20 protein-coding genes are annotated in these 22786 nt (G+C 66.8%); 12 read left to right on the top strand and 8 right to left on the bottom strand.

The genetic code is table 11. The annotated features are described in order from the left end of the window. Positions 1-69: 69 nt before the first annotated feature. Genes ACFC0O_RS05445 through ACFC0O_RS05435 form a run of 3 tightly spaced genes read left to right on the top strand, consistent with a single transcriptional unit; the run spans position 70 to position 2159 of the window. The gene (locus ACFC0O_RS05445) at positions 70-438 is read left to right on the top strand and encodes a DUF952 domain-containing protein (RefSeq protein WP_375954057.1); all 369 of its coding nucleotides are present in this window, start codon (positions 70-72) and stop codon (positions 436-438) included. A 43-nt stretch (positions 439-481) separates the two neighbouring features. Then, positions 482-964, top strand: a complete 483-nt coding sequence (locus ACFC0O_RS05440) for a cation:proton antiporter regulatory subunit (RefSeq protein ID WP_364631644.1) — start codon at positions 482-484, stop codon at positions 962-964. Between the two features lie 4 nt (positions 965-968). Further along, the gene (locus ACFC0O_RS05435; protein WP_375954055.1) at positions 969-2159 is read left to right on the top strand and encodes a cation:proton antiporter; all 1191 of its coding nucleotides are present in this window, start codon (positions 969-971) and stop codon (positions 2157-2159) included. Here ACFC0O_RS05435 and ACFC0O_RS05430 read toward each other — a convergent pair. Then, positions 2055-3008 carry a rhomboid-like protein gene (locus ACFC0O_RS05430; protein ID WP_375954053.1) on the bottom strand — a complete coding sequence of 318 codons (954 nt, stop codon included), beginning with the start codon at positions 3006-3008 and terminating at the stop codon, positions 2055-2057. The genes ACFC0O_RS05435 and ACFC0O_RS05430 overlap by 105 nt on opposite strands. Positions 3009-3117: 109 nt before the next feature. Between ACFC0O_RS05430 and ACFC0O_RS05425 the strand changes: the two genes are divergently transcribed. The 6 genes from ACFC0O_RS05425 to ACFC0O_RS05400 all read left to right on the top strand — a co-directional run bounded on the left by ACFC0O_RS05425 (position 3118) and on the right by ACFC0O_RS05400 (position 9816). Beyond that, entirely contained in the window at positions 3118-4530 is a 1413-nt protein-coding gene (locus tag ACFC0O_RS05425; protein ID WP_375954051.1) for an ethanolamine ammonia-lyase subunit EutB, read from the top strand. A gap of 126 nt (positions 4531-4656) precedes the next feature. Continuing rightward, on the top strand, positions 4657-5559 hold the full coding sequence (gene eutC, locus ACFC0O_RS05420) for an ethanolamine ammonia-lyase subunit EutC (RefSeq protein ID WP_375954049.1): 903 nt from the start codon (positions 4657-4659) through the stop codon (positions 5557-5559). Positions 5560-5618: 59 nt separating this feature from the next. Then, the gene (locus ACFC0O_RS05415; RefSeq protein WP_375954047.1) at positions 5619-6740 is read left to right on the top strand and encodes a sensor histidine kinase; all 1122 of its coding nucleotides are present in this window, start codon (positions 5619-5621) and stop codon (positions 6738-6740) included. 85 nt (positions 6741-6825) lie between these two features. Further along, complete coding sequence (locus ACFC0O_RS05410; protein ID WP_375954045.1) at positions 6826-7473, top strand: response regulator; 648 nt, start codon at positions 6826-6828, stop codon at positions 7471-7473. 145 nt (positions 7474-7618) lie between these two features. After that, complete coding sequence (locus tag ACFC0O_RS05405; RefSeq protein ID WP_375954043.1) at positions 7619-8752, top strand: DUF418 domain-containing protein; 1134 nt, start codon at positions 7619-7621, stop codon at positions 8750-8752. Continuing rightward, positions 8749-9816, top strand: coding sequence for a YdcF family protein (locus ACFC0O_RS05400; RefSeq protein WP_375954041.1), 1068 nt, complete (start codon positions 8749-8751; stop codon positions 9814-9816). The genes ACFC0O_RS05405 and ACFC0O_RS05400 overlap by 4 nt, the downstream gene beginning before the upstream one ends. On the opposite strand, the gene ACFC0O_RS05395 is transcribed toward ACFC0O_RS05400, so the two are convergent. From ACFC0O_RS05395 to ACFC0O_RS05385, 3 genes are all read right to left on the bottom strand, one after another. Then, positions 9813-11405, bottom strand: coding sequence for a Na+/H+ antiporter (locus ACFC0O_RS05395; RefSeq protein ID WP_375954039.1), 1593 nt, complete (start codon positions 11403-11405; stop codon positions 9813-9815). The genes ACFC0O_RS05400 and ACFC0O_RS05395 overlap by 4 nt on opposite strands. A 75-nt stretch (positions 11406-11480) precedes the next feature. After that, a complete protein-coding gene (locus ACFC0O_RS05390; RefSeq protein ID WP_375954037.1) occupies positions 11481-12485 on the bottom strand; it encodes an MHYT domain-containing protein in 1005 nt (334 codons plus the stop codon). A 151-nt stretch (positions 12486-12636) separates the two neighbouring features. Beyond that, positions 12637-13470 carry an alpha/beta fold hydrolase gene (locus tag ACFC0O_RS05385; RefSeq protein WP_375954035.1) on the bottom strand — a complete coding sequence of 278 codons (834 nt, stop codon included), beginning with the start codon at positions 13468-13470 and terminating at the stop codon, positions 12637-12639. Positions 13471-13673: 203 nt separating this feature from the next. Between ACFC0O_RS05385 and ACFC0O_RS05380 the strand changes: the two genes are divergently transcribed. Further along, a complete protein-coding gene (locus ACFC0O_RS05380) occupies positions 13674-17453 on the top strand; it encodes a BTAD domain-containing putative transcriptional regulator (protein WP_375954033.1) in 3780 nt (1259 codons plus the stop codon). A 67-nt stretch (positions 17454-17520) separates the two neighbouring features. Here the strand turns inward: ACFC0O_RS05380 and ACFC0O_RS05375 are convergent, their stop codons facing one another. Continuing rightward, the gene (locus tag ACFC0O_RS05375; RefSeq protein ID WP_375954032.1) at positions 17521-18186 is read right to left on the bottom strand and encodes a pyridoxamine 5'-phosphate oxidase family protein; all 666 of its coding nucleotides are present in this window, start codon (positions 18184-18186) and stop codon (positions 17521-17523) included. Between the two features lie 225 nt (positions 18187-18411). Here ACFC0O_RS05375 and ACFC0O_RS05370 point away from each other — a divergent pair, with 225 nt between their 5' ends. Together ACFC0O_RS05370 and ACFC0O_RS05365 are read left to right on the top strand one after the other, a co-directional pair. Continuing rightward, positions 18412-18840, top strand: a complete 429-nt coding sequence (locus tag ACFC0O_RS05370) for a hypothetical protein (RefSeq protein ID WP_375954030.1) — start codon at positions 18412-18414, stop codon at positions 18838-18840. Positions 18841-18908: 68 nt separating this feature from the next. Next, positions 18909-19229, top strand: a complete 321-nt coding sequence (locus tag ACFC0O_RS05365; protein ID WP_364631678.1) for a hypothetical protein — start codon at positions 18909-18911, stop codon at positions 19227-19229. 56 nt (positions 19230-19285) lie between these two features. On the opposite strand, the gene ACFC0O_RS05360 is transcribed toward ACFC0O_RS05365, so the two are convergent. From ACFC0O_RS05360 to ACFC0O_RS05350, 3 genes are all read right to left on the bottom strand, one after another. Continuing rightward, on the bottom strand, positions 19286-19882 hold the full coding sequence (locus tag ACFC0O_RS05360; protein ID WP_375954029.1) for a hypothetical protein: 597 nt from the start codon (positions 19880-19882) through the stop codon (positions 19286-19288). A gap of 76 nt (positions 19883-19958) precedes the next feature. Then, the gene (locus ACFC0O_RS05355; RefSeq protein ID WP_375954028.1) at positions 19959-21230 is read right to left on the bottom strand and encodes a hypothetical protein; all 1272 of its coding nucleotides are present in this window, start codon (positions 21228-21230) and stop codon (positions 19959-19961) included. A gap of 116 nt (positions 21231-21346) precedes the next feature. Then, entirely contained in the window at positions 21347-22744 is a 1398-nt protein-coding gene (locus tag ACFC0O_RS05350) for an RNA polymerase sigma factor (protein ID WP_375954026.1), read from the bottom strand. Positions 22745-22786: the final 42 nt, after the last annotated feature.

The following is a 22786-nucleotide window of genomic DNA, read 5'->3' as shown; positions in this document are numbered from 1 at the left end:
CGCTCCGCCCCTGTCCCCGGCGGGCGCGGGTGGGAACGAACGCCGTATAGGACGACTAGGTTGATTTCCGTGGGAGATCAGACGACACCGAAGACGCTGCTGCACATCTGCGCCCGTGCCGAATGGGAGGCGGCCGTCGCGGCGGGGGAGTACCGCGCGCCCTCGCTCGCCGAGGTCGGATTCATTCATCTGTCCGAGCCGTATCAGGTGCATCTGCCTGCCAATCGGCTCTTCGCCGGGCGCACCGATATGGTGCTGCTGCGCCTGGATCCCGAACGCCTCGACGCGCCCGTGAAGTGGGAACCCGGTGTGCCGACCGATCCGGAATCCATGCGCTTCCCGCATCTGTACGGTCCGCTGCCGATCGCCGCGGTCGTGGAAATCACCTCCTACCAGCCAGAACCGGATGGTCAGTACGCGCCGCTCGCCGCGAGCTGAGCTGGTCCACCGGTTGGCGGCCACCCTGTCCTAATCTGGACGGGTGAACGTCGATGTGACAGCGCTGCCCGGTATCGGTGTGCGGAAGGATTTCGAGGTGCGCTCTGGGCGCCGGATCGGGGTGGTGGCGCATCGAGACGGCGCCATCGACCTGATCGTCTCCCAGCGCGACGATCCGGATGCCTGCCTCGCGCAGGTGCCGCTCACCACCGACGAGGCCGCCGTGCTGGCCAATCTGCTCGGCGCGCCGCAGCTGGTGGAAAAACTCAAGGAAGACCATCGCGATCTGCCCGGGATCACCACCCGGCAGCTGCCCATCGGCAGCAATTCGCCCTATCGCACCCGCATGCTCGGCGAGACCGGTATGCGCACCCGCACCAAGGCCTCGATCGTGGCGGTAATGCGCGCCGGGCAGTTACATCCCTCGCCCGGACCGGATTTCGTACTCGACGCCGGCGATCTGCTGGTTGTGGTCGGCACACCGCACGGGTTGGACGCGGCCGCGCGCATCCTGGCCGACGGCTGAGCCGGTGGATTTCGCCGCCCTAGCTCTCATCGAACTCGGCGCGATCTTGTTCGCGCTCGGCATGCTGGGGCGGTTCGCCGCCCGGTTCGGCATGTCCCCGATTCCGCTGTATCTGCTGGGTGGCCTCGCCTTCGGTGAGGGCGGGGTGGTGCATATGCGCGCCGCCACCGAATTCAGCCACCTGGCCGGTGAGATCGGCGTGGTGCTGCTGCTCCTGCTGCTCGGATTGGAGTACACCGCAGCCGAATTGGTGACCGGGCTGCGGCTCGGCTGGCTCGCCGGCGTGCTCGATATCGTCGCCAACGCGACCCCGGGCGCACTGGTGGCGCTGTTTCTGGGGTGGGGGCCGGTCGGCGCGGTGACCATGGCCGGTGTCACCTATATCTCGTCTTCCGGCATCGTCGCCAAGGTGCTCAACGACCTGGGCCGCCTGGGTAACCGCGAGACGCCGGTGATCCTGTCCATCCTGGTGTTCGAGGATCTGGCCATGGCGGTGTACCTGCCGATCCTGACCATGGTGCTGGTGGGGGTGAGCTTCTGGAACGGGCTGACCTCATTGGGCATCGCACTGCTGGCCATCACCGTGGTGCTGGTGGTGGCGTTGCGCTACGGCCGCTATGTCTCGGCCGTGGTGGACAGCAATGACAATGAGATCTTCCTGCTCAAACTGCTGGGCGCGGCGCTGCTGGTGGCGGGCGTGGCCTCGGAATTGAATGTCTCCGCGGCGGTGGGCGCGTTCCTGCTCGGTATCGCCATCTCCGGATCCACCGCGCAGGAAGCGGCCAAGCTGCTGGAACCGCTGCGAGATCTGTTCGCGGCCATATTCTTCGTGGCCTTCGGACTCAGTACCGATCCCACGGCCATACCGCCGGTGCTCGGCTGGGCCATCGCGCTGGCGGTGATCACCTCGCTGACCAAGATCGGCACCGGCTGGTGGGCGGCGCGGCGGCAGGGAATTCGGCGGATGGGCCGGGCGCGCGCGGGCGCGGCGCTGGTGGCGCGCGGCGAGTTCTCGATTGTCATTGCCGGACTTGCGGTTTCCAAGGGTGGCGCGGACCATCGGCTGGCCGCGCTGGCCTCGGCCTATGTACTACTGATGGCGATTCTGGGGCCGATCGCGGCCCGAGTGGTCGAGCCGGTCGTCGGGTTCTTCCAGCGGAACCGCAGCGGGATCGATCCCGTCGTCGGAGTCTGAGGGCGCGGGATCCGAAGGCGCGGCGGCTCTTTCGGCCGTCGGGCCGGAACGGGCCGCCGATTTGCGCCAGGCCAGCAGGCGGCGGGACGAGACCACCGCGAGCCCGCCGATCACGAAACCGATGATGAGCGCGAAGAAATGGCCGTAATCGGTGAAGGTGTGACCGTGCCAGACGCCGTAGCCGTACCAGATCAGTAGTCCCGCAGCCCAGATCAGTCGTGACGGGCCCTTCAACCGATACGCCATCACCGCCAGCATGGCCGAAATCCCGTAGCTCGGGCCCACATCCGACGCCACCGTCACCCGGATCGGAATCAGGTTCTGGTCCACGCGGTGCGAAATGCCCAGCACGGTAATGACTGTCGCGCCGACATGGCCGATGCCGACCACCAGGATCCAGCGCAGTGAACCCAGCCAGCGTTCGGCCAGGGCCATCACGGTCAGCAGGATGAGGATATCGCCCCACGGGAAACCGCCGTCGGTCCAGAAGGCGGAGGCCAGCAGCACCTGAATCGGATCACGCTGCATATTGCGCAGATTCGTCGACGCCGACAGGATCAGGCGGCGGCCGACCATATCGCTGGCCCCGCGCAGCGTCCACCAGGTAACGAACAGGGTGAAGGCGTAGGCGATGGAGGCCGGGGCCACCGCCAGCAAACGCTGATACGCGCTCGCGGCCCGGCGGAACCGGTGCGACCTACCCCACCACGAGCGCAGCACCCGGAGCTCGTCGACCGGGTCGACGGCATCGAGCCAGGGTGGCCGGTAGGTGCCCAAAGTCATGTGCAGGAGTCCGTTCTCGCGCGCGTCACCGTTCGAACCGACGTCCCGCCGGGGCGTCGGTGCCATGGTATCCCGAGGTCAAACACGTGTGACCGGTGTGCACAAGTAACGCGCATTAATGCCCCGGGAAAGCGGTGGTTACAGCACAGCAACATGGGCCCGGAGGATGAGCGGAATGGGCCTGTACCACCAGCGAATCGGCGGCGCGAACTACACCTTCGACGGCTTGATCGAGGTGCTCGCCAAAGCCACCCCCAAACGCAGCGGCGATGAGCTCGCCGGATGCGCGGCGGCGTCCGATGCCGAGCGGGCCGCGGCGCAGTGGGTGCTTGCTGATCTGCCGCTCACCGTGTTCCTGAACGAGGCGGTGGTGCCGTACGAGACCGACGAGGTCACCCGGCTGATCTTCGACACCCACGATCGGGTTGCCTTCCAGGCTGTTTCGCATCTCACCGTGGGCGGGCTGCGCGATTGGCTGCTCGCGGTGGCGGCCACCCCCGAGGCGGCGGTGACGCTGGCCGCCGTCTCGCGGGGGCTCACGCCGGAGATGGTGGCCGCGGTCAGCAAACTCATGCGGAATCAGGATCTCATCGCGGTCGCCAAGGCCGCCGAGGTGACCGCCGGATTCCGGACCACCGTCGGACTGCCCGGCACCCTGGCGACACGGCTGCAACCCAATCACCCCACCGATGATCCGCGCGGGATCGCCGCGGCGGTACTGGATGGGCTGCTGCTGGGCTGCGGTGACGCGGTGATCGGGATCAATCCGGCCACCGATTCGCCCAAGGCCACGGCCGATCTGTTGTACCTGCTCGACGAGGTGCGGCAGCGGTTCGACATTCCGACGCAGTCGTGTGTGCTCTCGCATGTCACCACCACGGTCGGGCTGATCGAGGCCGGGGCACCGGTGGATCTGGTGTTTCAGTCCATCGCGGGCACCGAGGGCGCGAATTCCGGCTTCGGCGTGAATATCTTGCTGCTGCGCGAGGCGAACGAGGCCGGACGGTCGCTGCGGCGCGGCACCGTGGGCGATAACGTCATGTATCTGGAAACCGGCCAGGGTTCCGCACTTTCGGCCGGAGCGCATCTCGGGGCCGGTGGCAAACCGGTCGATCAGCAGACCCTGGAGACGCGCGCCTACGCGGTGGCCCGCGACCTGGACCCGCTGCTCGTCAATACCGTCGTCGGATTCATCGGACCCGAATATCTGTACGACGGAAAGCAAATCATCCGCGCCGGGCTCGAAGACCACTTCTGCGGCAAACTCCTGGGCCTGCCCATGGGCGTCGACGTCTGCTACACCAACCACGCCGAAGCCGACCAGGACGATATGGACACCCTGCTCACCCTGTTGGGCGCGGCGGGCTGCGCCTTCGTCATCGCCGTCCCCGGCGCGGACGACGTCATGCTCGGCTACCAGAGCCTGGCCTACCACGATGCCCTCTACGCCCGAAAAGTCCTGGGCCTCACGCCCGCCCCGGAATTCGCCGCCTGGCTCGACCGCCTCGGCATGCTCAGCGCAGACGGTCGCATCCTCCCCGTCGAACCCCTGACCTCACCCCTGCGCGCTCTCGCCAGCGCCTCCTGAGGAGGAACATTGACCAGCGACAACGGGAGACGACCGATCGCCGAGAGCGACGAGAGCGCGACTTCCTCGGGTGCAACTACGAGTCATGCTGCGGCACAGCCGGATCCAGGCATGAATGCCGGGCGGATGCCATCGAGTGCTGACGGGACTACGAAGCTGGGCGCGACGGGGAGCGTTCCGCTGTCTGGCCCGGCCGCCTCGGATGCTGCCGCATCGCCGGGTCCGAGCGACATCGCCGCGCGGGCGTTCTGGGCGGAACTACGTCGGACCACGCAGGCGCGAATCGGTTTGGGGCGCACCGGAGATGCGCTGCCCACCGCCGACGTCCTGGCGCTGCGCGCCGCGCATGCGGCGGCGCGGGATGCGGTGCACAATCCACTCGACGTGGAAGCGCTTGCGGCACAGGTGAAAACGCTCGGACTGGGGGATCCGGTGCATGTGCGCAGTCATGCCGCCGACCGCTCCGAATACCTGCGGCGGCCCGATCTGGGACGGCTGCCCTATCAATCCGAACTTCCTGCGGGCCAGGGCATTTCGGCTCTCCGTCACATCGATGCGGATATCGGCGTGGTGCTGGCGGATGGTCTATCCCCGCGTGCGCTCACCGATCATGGCGCGCCTATGCTCGCCGCTCTGTTCGAGGCGCTCGGGGATCGGCTCACCTTCGCCCCGCCGGTGATCGCCACGCAATCGCGGGTCGCCCTCGGCGATCACATCGGCCACGCCCTCGGCGTGACGACCCTGCTCGTCCTCATCGGTGAACGTCCGGGCCTGTCCGTGGCCGACAGTCTCGGCATCTACCTCACCCACCTCCCGCGTCCGGGCCGCGCCGATTCCGAACGCAACTGCATCTCGAACATCCACCCGCCCGAGGGGCTCGGCTATGCCCGCGCCGCGCAGGTGGCCGCCACCCTCATCGACGGGGCTCGCCGCCTCGGCCGCTCCGGCGTGGATCTCAAGGACACCTCCGGCGACACCGCCCTCACCAGCGGTGAACCCGTGATTCTGGAAGCCGCCGAGTCCGCTTAGCCCGTCCGATCCGCGGGTGCTGCCGGAGTAGGCGGCAGGCTGTGGTTAGTGTCGAGGGTATGGGTCGCCTGCTGTTTGCTCTGTGCGTGTTGCCGGGTGGGCTCGGCGCGCTCGCGGAGCTGACGGCGGGCGGATCCTTCGGGCAGGTGCTGGTGGATCTGCTGGGGGCGGCGGGCGGAATCTACGCCTGTCTGAGCATGATTCGTGAGGACCAGGGGCCGGTGTCGCGGCGCTCCGGAGTGCTGCTCGGGGTGGCCGTGCTGGTTATCGCGATGGTGGTCGTGTGGCGGTGGCCGGAAAGTCACTCGCCCTGGGCCACCGCCTCGGCGTGGGTGGCGATCGTGGGTTGCGGGGTGGCGGCATCGCGGATCGCGGTGCCGATGGATGCGGTGTTGACCGCGATAGTGGGAGTCGCGGCGGTGGGGTCGGTACTGGGGTTGCGATCGAATCCGGCCGATGATGTGCTGCCGCTGCTGGCGGTGACGATACCGGCGATCACCGCGCTGGGAATCGGACTGCTGGTGCGGTCGCATCGGCAGCGGCTCGTGGTCGAGCGGGGTGCGGCGGTGGCCGATGAGCGGGCGCAGATGGCGCGCGAACTGCACGATGTCATCGCGCACGAGGTCATGGGGATGGTGGTGCTGGCGCAGGCCGGACAGCTCGGGGCGGATGAGCGGACCCGGCCGCTGCTGGCACGGATCGAGGGTTCGGGGCGACGGGCACTGGACGATATCCGGGCCCTGGTCGGGAACCTGCACGACGGCGCGGCACCCACGGGGACAACGGATCTCACGGATCTGGTGGAACGATTCGCCGACACCGCGCACGCCGAGGTGATCAGCGAACTCGACGAACGAGTCGGCGCGCCGGAAGTCCCGGACACGGTACTGCTGGCCGCCCACCGAATCCTGTTGGAGGCGTTCAACAATATTCGCCGCCACGCCGCCGACGCGAGCCGCGTCGACGTCACGGTGCGGCTCGTCGATGACACCGTGGATATTCACGTGTGCGACAACGGAACCGGCTTCTCCGGCCTGGGCGGCGGTGGGGGAGTAGGACTTACCGGCCTGGCCGAACGCGCCACCGCGGTGGGCGGCACCGTCACCGCCGGACGCCTGCCGAACGGACACTGGCAACTGGCGGCCAGCCTGCCGATCACCGACAACAAGGGAGGGATATGACCGACCGCGGAGATGGCGAGAGGGATCTGACAGTCCCCGGAGATGGCGGGCGAGGTATGGCCCTTCCCGGAAATGGCGGCGGGATATGACGATTCGCGTCCTGGTCGCTGACGATCAGGAGATGGTGCGCATGGGCTTCGCCATGATCCTGGACGCCGCACCCGATATCGACGTCGTGGCCCAGGCCGCCGACGGTGTCCAATCCATCGAAGCGGTCCGCGCCCACCACCCCGACGTGGCGCTGCTGGACATTCGCATGCCCCGCCTGGACGGACTCGAGGTGTGCGCCCGCATCAGCGCCGACACCCGCGTGGTCATCGTCACCACATTCAACGACGACGATTACGTCGACACGGCACTCGCCAACGGCGCGAGCGGCTTCCTGCTCAAGGACTCCGGCCCCGACCTGCTCCTGGCCGCCGTGCGCGCCGCCGTCGCCGGAGACGCCCTCATCAGCCCCGAACTCACCACCGGCCTACTGCGCCGCACCCGCGAAACCGGTTCGCGCCGAGCCCCCGCCGAGATAACCGAAGCGGTCGGTGCCCTCACCCCACGCGAACTCGACGTCACCCGCCTGGTCGCCGCCGGAGCCACCAACGCCGAAATCGGCACCCAACTCTTCCTCTCCCTCGGCACCGTGAAAACCCACGTCGCCAGCATCCAACGCCGCCTCGCCGCCCGCAACCGCGTCGAAATAGCCGCCCGCGCCTGGCAATCCGGCCTGATGGACTGAACTTCGGTTGAAATGCGGGACCATGCCCATTGCTCCCGATACTTCGTGGATACCGCCAGGTTCGGCCATTCGGCTGAGGGGTGCGGGCCGGGTTCGGTCGTTCGGCTGATGTCCCGGTGGGGTGCCGGTGGCGACCATGATCGGTATGCGACGACTACCGAGCCTCGATATCCTGCGTGGATTCGCACTGTGCGGCATTCTGTTCGCCAATGCGCCCGCGATCCTGCGGTTGGACCCGATACGGGACGATGCCGTCGATCCGGTGCTGCGGTGGCTGGAATTCGGTGTGTACCACCGGTTCTTCCCGCTGTTCTCGCTGCTGTTCGGGATCGGGTTCGCGCTCATGTGGCGATCGGCGCGGGAGCGGGCGCGGTCACCGCGCGTGGTCATGCTGCGACGGGTGCTCGCCATCGGCGCGCTGGGCGCGGTGCATCAGCTACTGCAACCGGGCGAGGCGCTGCTGCCGTACGCGATCGTGGCACTCGCGCTGCTTTTGCCCGCGACCTTCCTGCCGGATCGGTGGGCCGCGCCGGTGACAGGTGCGCTGGGCGCGATGCTCACCGTGGCGGCCGCCTTCGCCGCGAATGGCTTGCTGCTGGTACCGGGGCTGTTCCTGCTCGGGTTCGCGGCGGGTTCGGCGGGGTTGCCGCAGCGGCTGGAGGTCGGGGATAAGCGGGTGGTGATGTTCGTGCTGCTCGGGCTGGTGCCCGCCGCTGTTGCCGCTCTCATCTGGCAGGCCGCCGATGCGGAGGCCGGGGTTATCGCCGGGCTGGTTATGGCCGCCGTCTACGGCTGTGTGGTGCTGCTGGCCGTGTGTACCCGCCCGGATTCCGCGGTCGGCAGGGTGCTCACCGCTCTCGGCCGGACGGCGCTCACGAACTATTTGACCGCCACTGGAATCATCATTGCCGCACGGTTTTTCGCGACGCCGCTGGGTATCGAACCCACCGCGCCCGGGGCTTGGGGGCGCACCCTGGCGCTGTGCGTGCTGATCCTGGCCGCGCAGGCGGCGGTCTCGCTGTGGTGGTTGGGCCGATTCGCGCAGGGACCGGTGGAGTGGTTGCTGCGCCGCGTGTCCTGGGCGGGGATGTCGGTCAGTGCGCCTACCGTGCCAACTGTGCCTGTCGATGCTGCCGCAACCGCCACCGCATCCACCACTGCCTCGCCGCAGGTCGCGTTCGGTGCCAATGCGCGACCGACCGTGTCCACTGTTCGCGCGGTGCCGGTCACGCCGGACTCCGGCGCGAATGACGGCCGGGCGGAACGGTATTCGAGGTGAGCGGGTTCGTCCACCTGCTGCTGGCCGCCGGTATCGTACTGGCGGTCATCGGGGCGGTGCGCGTGGTGAGGGAACCTCGGCGGGTGTCGACGGGGCTGGTGTTGTTCGCGGCGCTCGGCTTGATCGCGCTGTGGGCGGTGTTGGCGCTGCTGGAGCGGAATACGTTGGTAGCCATTGAGATCGGCATCGCGCTGCTCGTATTGCTGCCACCGCTGTCGCTGCTGGCGGCGGGGCTCGGGCTGGTGGCTAACGGGGTGGTGCTGACCCGTCGTGAGGGGCTGCGGATCGCCACGGCGGTCGCACCGCTCGCCGGGATCGGGTTGCTGCTGTTTCCGCTGGCCGCCTGGATACTGCTGGATCCCGGTGGCCGAACGCCCGCCTGGCGCACCGGACTGGGTGTGGCGCTGGTGCTGATCGGCATGCTGCTACTGGTGCAGTTGCTCGCGTTCACCGGGTACGCGGTGCTGTACGCGCGGTTGCCGCAGCGGCCGGGCGCGGATGTGGTGATGGTGCTCGGCTGCGGGTTGGCGGGCGGGCAGGTCACACCGCTGCTGGCCTCCCGGCTGGACCGAGCGCGGGCCGCCTACGAGACGGAGCTGGCGGCGGGCGGGGATCCCATCCTGGTGACCTCGGGCGGGCAGGGGCCGGGGGAATCTGTGGCCGAGGCCGACGCCATGGCCGACTATCTCGAGGCCGCCGGGGTTCCGGCGGCGAAAATAGTGCGGGAGAACAGGTCTCGCAACACCGAACAGAATCTGCGGTTCACCACCGAGCTGCTGCGCGAACGCGCGGAGGTCACCGAGAAGCCGCGAATGACCGTGGTGACCAGTGACTTCCACGTCATGCGCTCCGCCGAGCTGACTCGCCGTCTCGGGCTGGACGCGCAGGTGGTGGGCGCGCGGACGGCCCGCTATTTCGTCCCCGCCGCCTTCCTGCGCGAATTCGTCGCCGTACTGGTCTCGCATCGGCGCGCCAATCTGGTGGTCGCGGGCGTACTCCTCACGCTCGTCGCGGCGCTGGCGGTCTACTCGTATCTGCCTGTGGGACTGGTCGATCAGGACTAGGGCGACCCGGCTTTGGTGCGCAGATCCAGGCGGCGCATGACCCGATCCACCACATCGGGCGCGATACCGGGTTCGCGCCGCGCGGCCAGTGCTTCGGTCCGCCCCGCCTCCAGCACCTCATTGGTGATGGCGCGCATCTGTTTGGCGAATACGACGGCGCGATCGGTATTGATCTTCGCATTGCCTTCCGCCGCTTCGGGATCGGCCTGTGCCAGCCGTCGTTCGAAACCGTCGCGCAGCCGCTCGTATAGCTCCTCGGGCAGAGCCTGTGTCGCCGAAATCTCTTTCAGCCGAGCCAGTTCCGCCTCCAGCACGCGAGTCCACAGGCGGCGCTCCATCTCTCGCTCGCGTTCGGTGTCCACGTGCACGCCGGTCACCCGCACCACCGCGGGCAGGGTCGGACCCTGCAACAGCAGCGTGAACATCACCACGGCGAACGCGGTGAACAGGATTTCCGAGCGGCCAGGGAACGGCGCGCCGGAATCGGTGGTGAACGGAACCGCCAGTGCCAGTGCGACTGTCGCCACCCCGCGCATTCCCGCCCACCAGGTGACCAGGGTCTCGCGCCAGGTGTACGGCTCATCGGCGTCGCGTTCACGCCACCAGCTCTTGAACAGCGCGGTGGTGATCAGCAGCCAGATCAGTCGCAGTCCCACCACCACGCCGATCACCACGGCCGCGCCGCCGATGAAGCGCGGCCAATCCGGTCCGGCGTCCTTGAGCACGGTGCTCAACTCCAGGCCGATGAGACCGAAAGCGAAACCGGTGACCAGCATCTCGGTGATCTCCCAGAAGGAATCACCGACGAGCCGGTAATCGCTATCGCTGAAATCGGTTGCGGCATCGGTGAGATAGAGCGAGCACACCAGCACCGCCAGCACGGCCGAACCGTCGCGCGCCTCGGAGACGCCGTATGCCGCGAACGGCAGCAGCAGCCCCAGCGCCACCTGCCAGGGCGCTTCACCGAGCCGCCGCATGAGCTTGCTGCCCGCCCACCCGAACAGCAGCCCGACTCCCACGCCGACCACCGCCGAGATGGCGAACTGCCCTGCCGCATGCCATGCCGAGAATTTGCCGGTGACCACCGCCTGAATGGCGACGGAGTAGACGACGATGGCCGTCACGTCATTGAACAGGCCCTCGCCCTCGAGGACGGCCACCAGGCGGCGCGGCAACCCCAGTTTGCCCGCCAGCGCGGACACCGCCACCGGATCGGGCGGTGCGACCAGTGCGCCCAGCGCCAGCGCCGCCCCGATCGGCACGGCGGGATAGAAGGCCCGGAAAGCCCAGGCCACCGCCACCGCGGTCACGATGACCAGCACCACCGCGCGCATGCTGATCGCACCCCAGTTATCGGCGAAGGCCCGCCAGGAGGTGCGGCGGGCGGCCGCGTACAGCAGCGGCGGCAGCACCAGCGGCAGGATCATCTCGGGATCGATATGGATCTCGGGAACCTGCGGTATCAGCGCCAGGACCACGCCGAAGGCGGTCATGAGCACCGCCGGCGCCTGACCGAGCCGCTTACCGAGCGGCTGGGCCAGGATCGTCGCGAACAGGACGACGAAGATCAATTCCATTTGATGCGCCACGCCAGTCAGTTTGCTGCGCGTATGCGGGTAAGTCGACCAGCGGGTCCCGTTTCTCAGCGTGCCGCCGGAAAGTTCTCAGACTCCGGTGCCCGGGGCGTAGCCGCCCGCGGGCGGGAAAGCCCCGCGCTCGGGGGCGTACAGCGGTGGTTGCGGATACTGGTACGGTTCCGGGTTCTGATACGGCTCCGGATGCTGTTGCGGCAGGCCGTGATTCTGCCCGGCAGCCGGTGTCATACCGCCCGCGCCCGCCGCCGCGCGTTGCGTGACAGCCGAATTCGCCTGCGCCCCGCGTGAACTCGACTGTAGCGACCACGGATCGTGCCGCACCGGTTCCGGCCGCACCGGTTCGCTGATCCGGCTGGCCTCATCCACCTCGGTCAGGCCGACGTGGATGAGCAGCACCATGGTGACGGTGCTGACGCTGACCATGAGCGGTGCGAGCAACTGCATCGCGCCCGCGCCGTGCGGCATGCTCGCGTGCGCGGCCTGATGCGCGCTCATGGACGCCATTCCGGTGTAATGCATGCCGCACACCGCGATTCCCATGATCAATGCCGCACCGCAGGTGGCGAGAATCCCATTGATATTCAAGGTGAACCAGAGCGCCACGATCGAGGCGACCACGGCGATCACCATCGACAGCGCGACCAGACCGAAGTCGTAGTCGATGATCGCGTCCGATTTCATGGCGTACATACCCGCGTAATGCATCGCGCCCACGCCGAGTCCGGTGATCGTGCCACCGATCGGCAATTCCCAGCCGCCCCAGCGCCCGGTCGCCACGATGGACAGTCCGACCCACACCACGATCATGGCGATGGCGGCGCTGAGCAGCGTGACCGGCACGTCATAGCGAATGGACGCGCCGTGGATGGAAAACCCCAGCATGGCAATGAAATGCATGACCCAGATACCGGTGCCGCCGATGGCGATGGCCGCCGCGATCAACCAGCCGCGGCGGCCTTCCCCGCTGCGGGCGCGCGCGGTGCAGCGCAGGCCGAGCAGACATCCGGTGACGGACATTACGTATGCCATGACGGGGGTGACCCACCCGTAACTGAAGTGGCTGATTTCCAGCACTCGAACTCCATTGCCAGAACAAAAGTTTCGCGATCGCAGCTGCGACGTGCGAAGAGTACCGGTCGGTTGCTCGATTGGGAAATTGAAATGTGAATGTTTCGTTCACATTAACGGGCGCTGAGAGCTGGGCCACGACAGCGCTTTCCGCGGGTCAGTGCGCCGCGGTCGCCGCGCTCTCGATCAGCTCGGTCACCGTCGCGGGCTGCGATAGCGCGATGGCATGGCTGCCGTCATGCTCGACCACCGTCGCATTGATGCGCTTGGCCATCGCACGCTGACCATCCGCCGGAATCATGTGATCATCGCGCGCCACCAGATACCAGGACGGAATCGACTTCCACGCCGGATCGACCGTGGTCTCGGTGAACGCCGCCACCGCCACCGGACGCTGCGCCGAGGCCAGCAGTGCCGCTTCATCGGCGGGCAGATCCTGCGCGAAATTGGCTGGGAACTGCTCCGGGCTGATCACCAGCTCCGGTGCGGTGCCGCCGGTGGTGAGCGGATAGTTCTGCGGCACAGTGATTTTGGTGGCCGGGCCACCGTAGCGGGCATCCAGTTCGCCCAGGCTCTCACCCTTGTCCGGTGCGAACGCGGCCACATAGACCAGGCCCTTCACCTTCGGCGACCCCGCGGCGGCATTGGTGATCACCGCTCCGCCGTACGAATGGCCGACCAGAATCGTCTTATTGGGCATGGCATCGAGCAGACCGCGAATATAGGCCGAATCGTAGGTGAGGCCGCGCAGCGGGACGGCCGCGCTGGTCACGCGGTAACCGTCGCGCTGGAGGCGTTCGGCGACCCGGCTCCAGCTGGAACCGTCCGCGAACGCGCCGTGCACGAGCAGTACGGCGGGCTTGTTCGGATCGGGCTGCGGTGCGGCGGCGGCCGGCTTATCGCCCGCGGCGGAACAGGCGGTGGCGGCGATACCCAGGCCGAGGGCGGTGACGATCAGCATGGTGTGGCGGAACTTCGAGGTGATACTCATGGCGACGACCATGCTTTCGATCACTCAACGGGCACTGAACGGATTCCGAAAGGCCAGCTCGCAGGCGCTTTTCGAGGTGGTCGGACGGCTGTCCCGTCCGAGACGTGGTCTTGATAGCCGCTCGCACTGACTACGCTGTCCGAGTTCGAGAAACGGATCGATCGCAGCGGTTGGGCACCCCACCCGGCGAAGAAGGGCGCGGAGTGTCGGCGGCGAATATACAGATCACCCTGCTCGACGGCGTGCAGGTGCGATTGGACGACCGCGCCGTAGCCCTCGGACCGCCACAGCGCCGCTCACTGCTGGCCATGCTCGCCATGCGCCGCCGCCGCTGGGTCGCGGCCACCGCACTGTTGGACGGTCTGTACGACGATGCCGCGCCCGCCAGCGGAATCGGCCTGGTGCAAACCCATATCTCCGCGCTGCGCCGTGCCCTCGAACCCGATCGCGCACCTCGCGCCGCCCCAACGGTGCTGCTGTCCGGACACGGCGGTTACCAGTTGAACATCACCGATGAGCAGATTGACGTCGGCGTCTTCGACCGCCTCGTCTCCGAGGCGGAACGCGCACGCGCACAAGGTGATCCGGCTATTGCCGACGAGCGGTACACGCGGGCGCTACTGCTGTGCTCTGGCGAACCGCTGGCCGGAGCGCCCGGACCAGTTGTGGCCGCGCACCGCGCACTACTGCACGAACGTGCGCTCGCCGTCCTCGAGGACAGCCTGTACGTCGCCCTCGACCTCGGCCGCACCGATCAGGTGGTCGATCGCGTTCGCCCGCTGGTCAGCGAACATCCGCTGCGCGAACGTCCCAGCGCTTTGCTCATGCGTGGGCTCGCCCGGCAGGGGAGACGAGCCGAAGCACTTGATGTGTACGCCCGCACCCGGCGGCGACTGGTCGACGAACTCGGCGTCGAACCCGGTGACGAGCTACGTGAGCTACAGAGCCGCATCCTCGCGGGTCAGGCAGAACCGGCGATCGCACCCGCTCGATCGGTTCGGGGACCGATACCGGATCCGCTTGCGGCCGCACAGGGTTCGGCAGCTGGGGTGGCTGGCGCACCATCGATGGGTTCCGAGCTATCGCGGGAATCGGCGGCCGGATCGCAGTTGGCCGCTGGTGAACGGTTGCCGGGTTCGGGGCGGGGCGGCCCGGTCGGTGACGAGATGCGGTCGCTGGTGTCCGGCCCGGTCGGTGACGAGACGCGGTCGCTGGTGTCTGGCTCGGTCGGTGACGAGATGCAGCCGCTAGTGTCCGGCCCGACGGGGATATCGGCCGATCGAACGCGGTCGGCCGGTTGGGATCGGTCAGCGGTATCGACGGCAACGGCGGGATCGCTGTCGCCTGCGGCGCATCCCGGTGGGGTTGGGCCGGAACAGTTTTCGCGCGGCCATGGCGCGGCCGCAGCGTTCTCGGTCGAATCTGCGTCGGTCGCAATGCTTTCGGACTGGTCTGCGGGCGGATCACTTGCCGCCGTCGTGCCTTCGGAGGACGCTGCCGCCTATACGCGGCTTGCGCACTCCGGCGTTGCGCTACTGGACCGCGACGAGCAGTTGGCGGCCATTTTCGGCGCGTATCAGCGGGCGATGAGCGGGCGGGGCGGGACCGTGGTGATCTCGGGGTATCCGGGATCGGGGAAGACGGTGTTGATCGAAGCCGTCGCCGAGCGGGTGCCGAATGCGGTCGTACTCAATGCCAAGGAGCTGGTCGGGCCGGAGCCGCGGTTGTTTCACGAACTTGCCCGGCTGGCCGGAATGGATACCGCGACAGCGGGAATCGAGGACACCGACTATCGCGGGCAAGCGGCGTTGCTGCGGGACGGATTCGCATCGCAACCTTGGGTGCTGCTCCTGGATGATGTGGCCGAGGCGGGCACGCCCTCGCTGGAATTGCTGGTGGCATTGACGCCGCAATTGCGCACGCTGCCCGTGCTGGTGGTGGCCGTGTTCGATGAGCGCACCTGGTACCTCGCGCCGGTCTCGTCGGTGCATACCGAGCTGGAATGCCTTGCCGCGGAGGTGATCCGGCTGGCGGGACTGCGATTGCCCGCCATCTCGGCTCTCGCCGCGCGGGCCCTGGGCGGAAGCTGTTCGGACACACTGGCGCTGGAGATACAGCAGGCCACCGGCGGTCTGCCCATTCTGGTCGGCGCACTGCTCAAAGACCTCGCGCTCCTCGATGCCCCACGGCATGTGCCGGAGCAGTTGCCCAGCGGCACCTATCAACGCGCCATGCGCCGCCTGCTGAACCGGTACTCCCGAGACGGCGGCGCGATGCTGCGGGCAATCGCCGTACTCCAGGACTATCGCGCGCCCGTCGAGGTGGTGGCCGCCGCGTGCGAGCAACCCGAGGCCGAGATTCGGGAGCGCTGTTCGCTGCTGGTCACCGAGGGCATTCTCGCCGCCGCCGATCCGCCGCGCTTCCGGCATCGCTTGCCCGCCAACACCTTGCGTCACCTGTGCCCGCGTGCGGAAGTCCGGCAGGTGCGCGAGCTCGCCGCGCAGCGTGCCCTGCTCCTCTCGCGCGACACCCGGGAGGTGGCCGCGTATCTGCTCGAACTCAGCGGACCGCAATGGTCGTACTGGGTGCCCACGCTCATCGACGCGGCGGCGGAGGCGGTGCGCGCCCTGGACCTGGCCGAAGCCACCGGTTATCTGGAAGTGGCGCAGCGGATCTCGGTGCCGGAACAGCGCTCCGACCTCGCCCTGCGGCTGGGGCTGCTGAAACAGTGGACCGATCCCGTCGCCGCTCGCGCCTATCTGGAGCAGGCGCTGGCCTTGGAGCGGGAGTCGAAAACCGCTCCGGCGGCGCTCATTCCGCTCGCCTGGACCTTGATCACCGCGTATCGCGCGACCGAGGCGGATGCCCTGCTGGATCAGGTGCTCGCCGAGACCGCCGCTCGTGATCAGGAGGCGGCGACCTCGGTGCGCGCCTCCCGCTGGATGGTCGCCGCCCTGACCTCGCAGGGCTGGTCGAGCTATCGGGAACTCGCCCGACACGATCCCCGGCCCGATGTCGTCACCGCCGCCACCCGCACCCTGGATGATGTTTTCGCCGTACGTATCTCGGCCGAAGCCGCTCGCGCGCGATTCCTGCCCGCCAGCGGCGTGCAACCTCATGAGCGGCTGCCCCGGGAGCTGTTCGGCATCTTCGCCCATATCGCCCTGTGGACCGATGAACTCACCCTCACCGCACAGCTCAGCGCGCAGAGTGAGGACAAATACTTCGGCGTGATCGACGCCTACCGCCTCATCCTGCGGTCCGAAGCGCTACTGCGCCAAGGTCGTTACGCCGACGCCGAACGCGAATGCGCGCTCATCGCCGCAACCCCCACCGGCACGCTGGTCCGCCGCCCACCCGCCCTCGTCGCGCAGTACGCGCACGCCCTACTCGGCTCCGGCCGTCTCGACGAAGCCGATGAATGGCTGGAATCCACTCGCGCCCACACGAATCCGGAATCGTGGGAATGGACCACCATCACCTACGTCCGCGCCCTGAGCTGCGTCGCCCGCAACCGGCACCGCGAAGCCGTCGCGCATTTCCTCGAATGCGGCCGCCGCCTCGCCGCCTGGGACCTGCACAACCCCGCACACATCCCGTGGCGCAGTTCCGCGGCCCTGCAACTGATTCCACTCGGCGACCACGCCCAGGCCCGTCAACTCGCCGCCGAGGAACTCGAACTCGCCCAACGCTGGAACACCCCGGTCACCCTCGGCCGTGCCTGGCGTGCGGTAGCCATGGCCGCGGCCGACGCCACCACAATCCCCCTGCTGCACACGGCAATCACCCACCTGCGCCGCGGCGAATCCGCCACAGAACTCATCCGAGCCCTGGAAGACCTCGCCGACATCCACACCGCCGAAGCCGCTTTCGTCGAAGCCCGCACCGCCCTGCGGGAAGCCCACGACATTGCGATCTCGCGCGGCGCGGCGCTGTTCGCCACTCGCATCAGCGCCCGTCTTTCGGAGCTTCCCGAATCGTAGGGGTGGCAACGACCATTCCGGCTTTCACGCGGATCCGCTGGAACCTGGTGAAGACCGCAGGGCCGAATCAGGCTCCAGGCCAACGCCGGTCGCGGATGTGGTCGGGAAGTTCGATGCCGGTGCGCAGGTCGGGGGAGGGGATCGGGCTGTCGAATGCCGTGCGCATTGGGAGGTGCCCCGCCCAGACGTCGCTGGCCGCGATATCGGCTGCCGAGTCCATCGGCCCGCCATTTCGCACCTTCACCGACGCTTCGGTGAGATCCAGCGCGAGAACACAGGTCCATCCGACATCGTGTGCGTCGGGCTCGGAAACATAATCCCAGGAGCCGGGCGCGCAGTGTTCGACAATGGTGCGCAACGCGTGCAATTTCGTTGGCGTGTCCTGGATTTCGACGGGCTGTCCATGAATTACCGCACTCCGGTAATTGAGTGAGAAGTCTTTGAGCGCCCGCGCGTAAACCACCCCGTCGACCAATGTCACCGCCACGCAAACAGGCGTGCTCGACCCCAATCGCAGACTCTCCGCGTGCGGGGAACCATGCACATACAGGGTGTCGCCATCGCGCCCGAATGTTGTCGGCAATACCAGCGGCGCACCATCCCATATCACCGCCAGATGGCATTCCAGCGCCTCATCCAGAATGGCGTAGAGCTCTGCCCGATCCGTGCGCGCCCGCTGCGCGTCACGATGAATGGTGCTGCGATCCGTCGGCGAGAGCGGGGTCAGATCCACGTACCAACACCTACCTTCGGCTTCGATTGAGGCTTCCGATGAGCGACTTCAGCACGAGCGATGAGCGGTATCGCGACTGCGATTCCCCAGCATGCCACAGCGAAAGCCCGGAACCGCCCATCCCGCGGGCCGCGGTGTATTTCGATGACGCGTCGACGCTGTACTCTTCGTCCCGAAGAAACCGGCGGGACAGCGGCCGGTACGGGAGAGATGGGGGAGTTCCAGGTGGAACTCGGCGACAACGTGCGCGCGACGAACGATCCGGCGTATGAGCCATATGGCCAGGTCCAGGCATATCCAGTCAGGATGCCGGGAGCCGCGCGGGCGGCACAGATCCTCTCCTGGAGTTTCGGAGCGCTCGGCATCGTGCTATCGGTGATAGCGGGCATCTACGGTACCGCCGAACTCTGCGGCGTGCTCATCGCGGGCTTTCTTCCGGCATTCTTCTTGGCGCTCTTCGCTTTCGGTTACACCGTGAACGGAAATGGCTTGCGGATAGCCGCAATCGTGGGTGCGAGCCTCCAAATGCTGTGGGGCGTAAGCGGAACGATGCAGAAAGTCCCACCCGGCTTCCTCGACACTCTCGTCGGACTGACAATTGTCATCCTGCTATGCAGGAATAGTTCCGAATCCTGGTTCAAACGCCCCCACTGAATTCGCGGTAACGAGCAGAACCGGTACGCACGATGTCCTCCACAACAACACCTATTCAGGAGGTCGGAATGCTATCTGCGAAGCGACTTGCTGCCGGCGCCGCCGCCGTAGCCACCGCGGCCACGGCCGCCGTGCTCACCGGTGGGGGCGTAGCCCAAGCCGACGTACCGGTCTGGCAGGCCAACTGCCACGTCTACAACATTTTCAACACCGGCGGAATGTCCAATTGCGAGCTCCCGACCTGGCACCAGGTAAAGCTCACCTGCGTAGCCTGGCCCGTCCCCTTCACCTACTGGAAATACGGCCCCATCCAATACGGCCAAAACCAATCCTGGGCCAGCTGCGACTCCCTCAACGCCATGGTCGGCATCGAAGTAATCCAAGCCTAGTGCCCGCCAACAAGATTGGGCCGCCGAACAACATTCGGCGGCCCAATCCTCACTGATTATGCGTGCCGCCAACGCAATCGTGAGTCGGTCGCGCTTGTCTCACACACCATCAGCGTTCCTGACTTGGTGTAGCCCGTCGCTCCGGCATCGCTACAGAACGCACCCGGTGTGACCGCAGTCGAAGGCTGTGAGCGAGCGGGGACAGTCGCCCAAACCTCAACAGTTGGCAGCACCGGTGCGGGCGTGTTCACCTCGGGAACCGGGACCGGGTTGTTGATCGGAGGGGGAGCGGCAGCCGCTGTAGTCGTCGACAGTGCGGGTGCCGGTGCCGCGACGAGAGGAGCCGGAACGGATTGCGTCGAATCCTGTTTCGGCGCAACAACTCCTATCAAGATGAACACCGGAAGAGCTGAGCCCAGCACCCACCCCGCCGCCCGCCTGCTGCCTATGCGCGCCCAGAGCACCCGGCCACGAATGACGCCGATGACCCCGACGACAACCAGGCCCATCCATACGAACACGAAAATAGTCGCGATTATCTGCATCAAGCTGCTTCCCTGTGATCCGGCGTCGGCGCATCCGATATCCCGGCGCATCGCGCGAAGAATCGAACGCAGCACGCGTTCCAAACGACCTTCGATCAGCTGATACAAGAAGAGTCGTTCGCCACGCCACGTCGTTACACCGCCTCACCACAACGGTTTTCAGCGATTTTCGAGGATTTCGACCTCAGGAGAATGGCAGCTCATGCGGTCGCCAACGCCATATCCAGTCCGATTGCGGGTGGGATTTCTTCAGCACGGTGCGCTCGCGGCTGTAGGCGCGCAGCGCTTCCTGAACGGCGGGGCCGGGATCGTGTCGGTCAGGAATCGGAAACCGCAGCAGCAGGTGCTGTTTCGGATGAACGAGAATGATGTCGCCATTCGGTGCACATGCCCGCAATTGGAAGTTACGCAGCGCTTTGTACTCCTTGACCGCGATATCCAACTTGGCGATCAGGCTGCCTTCGCGTGACCAAACGTAGAAGCCGTTGGAATTGAGGTGATAGGCGAATCCGCGGCTCGGATCCGTCGCGACCCGGAAATGTGAACCGGCGTACGGGCTGTCCGCGCGATCGTCGAGCCCCTCCAGCCGCCCATGCACCTTGCCCGCATCGTCCACGAGGGCGAAGGCGAACGGCATACCCTTGTTGCCGCTCCTCAACATTCGGCTGAACAGCGGCACCACGAACAGATCCTCGGACAACGGTTCCGCAACCGTAGTCCACGGCGGCCGATGCACATCCATCCAAGTCCGTTCCTCGGGCCGGGGAACGGATTCTGCCAAACTCGGTGCCGGACGGTGATCACCGAAAACCGGACTGCCGTCGAACAGTACATGCTCCCGCCCGTCGATTTCGGTCTGTTTACCCGTGTGCGGGTTCACCGTCGCGAACGCGCGTAGCAGCGGCCGATGATCGACCGCTGGACGAGTTTCGGCTATTGCCAACAGATTCGGTGTTGCGAACAGGCTGTACTCGATATTCGTCTCCGCCACCACGCACACCAACCTGCCCGCTGGAGTCCGGCGCATCGCGGACGCGAAACTCACCCCCGCGTGCCGATTGTCCGGAAGCATCCCACCATCGAATCCGGCTCGTACCGAACCCAATTCGCCGTCGATGAGAAACGTCTCATCGGAGCACCCACTGAGCGCCACCATCTCATCCGAGACCGCACACAGATGAGTCTGCGGTCCAACCCTGATCAAGCGCCCCTTCTCACTCGGTTTCCCACTGCCACAGGCGATCGCCGCGACCGGCTCCTCGTCCCGTCCATATCGAGTCACCAGCAGGCACATCGGCGAATCCCACCCATCCGCCAGCCGCGCCCAGCCCAAGGTGTACATATCCCCACCGGGCGCGAAACTCACATCCAGATGATCCACCTTCCACGCACTGTCCAACGCGCCATAGCGCAGGAGTAGTTGCTCGGGCAGAGTCAGCCGATGCACGCGAATCATGCGGACAGTGTCGTATACGCCTACGACAGAACAGGATTCATCTGTCGGCGCCAAGCGCTCCGGAATCGAGAAAGGCCCCCGAAGCCGAAGCTCAGGGGGCCTTTCTCGGATGGAACTCAGTCCAGGTAGTCGCGGAGGACCTGGGAGCGGCTCGGGTGGCGGAGCTTGCTCATGGTCTTGGACTCGATCTGGCGGATGCGTTCGCGGGTGACGCCGTAGACCTGGCCGATTTCGTCCAGGGTGCGGGGCTGGCCGTCGGTGAGGCCGAAGCGCAACCGGACTACGCCGGCTTCGCGCTCCGAGAGCGTTTCCAGGACCGACTGGAGCTGGTCCTGCAAAAGCGTGAAGCTGACCGCGTCGACGGCGACCACTGCTTCGGAGTCCTCGATGAAATCGCCGAGCTGCGAATCACCTTCGTCACCGATGGTCTGGTCGAGGGAGATGGGCTCACGGGCGTACTGCTGGATTTCCAGCACCTTCTCCGGCGTGATGTCCATTTCCTTGGCGAGCTCTTCGGGAGTGGGCTCGCGGCCCAGATCCTGTAGGAGCTCACGCTGGATGCGGCCGAGCTTGTTGATGACCTCGACCATATGCACCGGGATGCGGATGGTGCGGGCCTGATCGGCCATGGCGCGGGTGATGGCCTGACGAATCCACCAGGTGGCGTACGTGGAGAACTTGTAGCCCTTGGTGTAGTCGAACTTCTCGACCGCGCGGATCAGACCCAGATTGCCTTCCTGGATCAGATCCAGGAAGGCCATACCGCGGCCGGTGTAGCGCTTGGCGAGCGAAACCACCAGGCGCAGGTTGGCTTCGAGCAGATGGTTCTTGGCACGGTTGCCGTCGCGCATGATCCACTGCAGATCGCGGCGCAGCTGCACGGGCAGCTTCTCACCCTTCTCGGCGAGTTCGCGCAGGCGCTCGGTGGCGTAGAGACCGGCCTCGATTCGCTTGGCGAGCTCGACCTCCTCCTCCGCGTTGAGCAGCGCGACCTTGCCGATCTGCTTGAGGTAGGCGCGGACCGAGTCGGCCGAAGCGGTGAGCTCGGCGTCCTTACGGGCCTGCCGCAGGGCCTCGGATTCCTCCTCGTCCCAGACGAAATCGCCGGAAGCCTTGTCCTTCTCGGTGGGCTCCTCGGCCTCTTCGGCCTCCTCGCCCGCCGGGGCGGCCTCGGCCTCTTCCTCTTCGGCCTCGTCGTCGGCGAGATCGACTTCGACCAGATCGGTCTCATCGACCTCGAGGTCACCGAGGTCGTCGAGCTCGACCTCGTCCTCGCCGATCACATCGGCTTCGCCCTCGGCGCCCTCGGCCTTGGCCCCGGCTTTCTTGGCAACGGCCTTTTTGGCGGGCGCCTTCTTGGCAGCGACCTTCTTGGCGGCGGCCTTTTTGGCTACCGCCTTCTTGGCCGGTGCTTTCTTGGCGGCAGCCTTCTTGACCGGCCGTGCTGCGGTGGTGTCTGCGGAGTCGGCCTCATCGGCCGATTCGGCGGTCTCTCGGGTATTCGTGGCTACCACGTACGCCCTTTCGTGACGGTCTCGTGCGGCGTCACGCCAGAG

This window comes from Nocardia sp. NPDC056100 (assembly GCF_042266325.1).
Lineage (GTDB): Bacteria > Actinomycetota > Actinomycetes > Mycobacteriales > Mycobacteriaceae > Nocardia.
Note: the sequence above shows the minus strand (reverse complement) of the source record. Positions and strands in the feature narration are given on the sequence as shown.

Bases quoted from the DNA above. Each gene is read 5' to 3' on its own strand.
- eutC (WP_375954049.1), top strand. From the start codon at position 4,657: ATGCCATCGAGTGCTGACGGGACTACGAAGCTGGGCGCGACGGGGAGC.
- ACFC0O_RS05425 (WP_375954051.1), top strand. From the start codon at position 3,118: ATGGGCCTGTACCACCAGCGAATCGGCGGCGCGAACTACACCTTCGAC.
- ACFC0O_RS05430 (WP_375954053.1), bottom strand. From the start codon at position 3,008: ATGGCACCGACGCCCCGGCGGGACGTCGGTTCGAACGGTGACGCGCGC.
- ACFC0O_RS05415 (WP_375954047.1), top strand. From the start codon at position 5,619: ATGGGTCGCCTGCTGTTTGCTCTGTGCGTGTTGCCGGGTGGGCTCGGC.
- ACFC0O_RS05410 (WP_375954045.1), top strand. From the start codon at position 6,826: ATGACGATTCGCGTCCTGGTCGCTGACGATCAGGAGATGGTGCGCATG.
- ACFC0O_RS05405 (WP_375954043.1), top strand. From the start codon at position 7,619: ATGCGACGACTACCGAGCCTCGATATCCTGCGTGGATTCGCACTGTGC.
- ACFC0O_RS05385 (WP_375954035.1), bottom strand. From the start codon at position 13,470: ATGAGTATCACCTCGAAGTTCCGCCACACCATGCTGATCGTCACCGCC.
- ACFC0O_RS05355 (WP_375954028.1), bottom strand. From the start codon at position 21,230: ATGATTCGCGTGCATCGGCTGACTCTGCCCGAGCAACTACTCCTGCGC.
- ACFC0O_RS05365 (WP_364631678.1), top strand. From the start codon at position 18,909: ATGCTATCTGCGAAGCGACTTGCTGCCGGCGCCGCCGCCGTAGCCACC.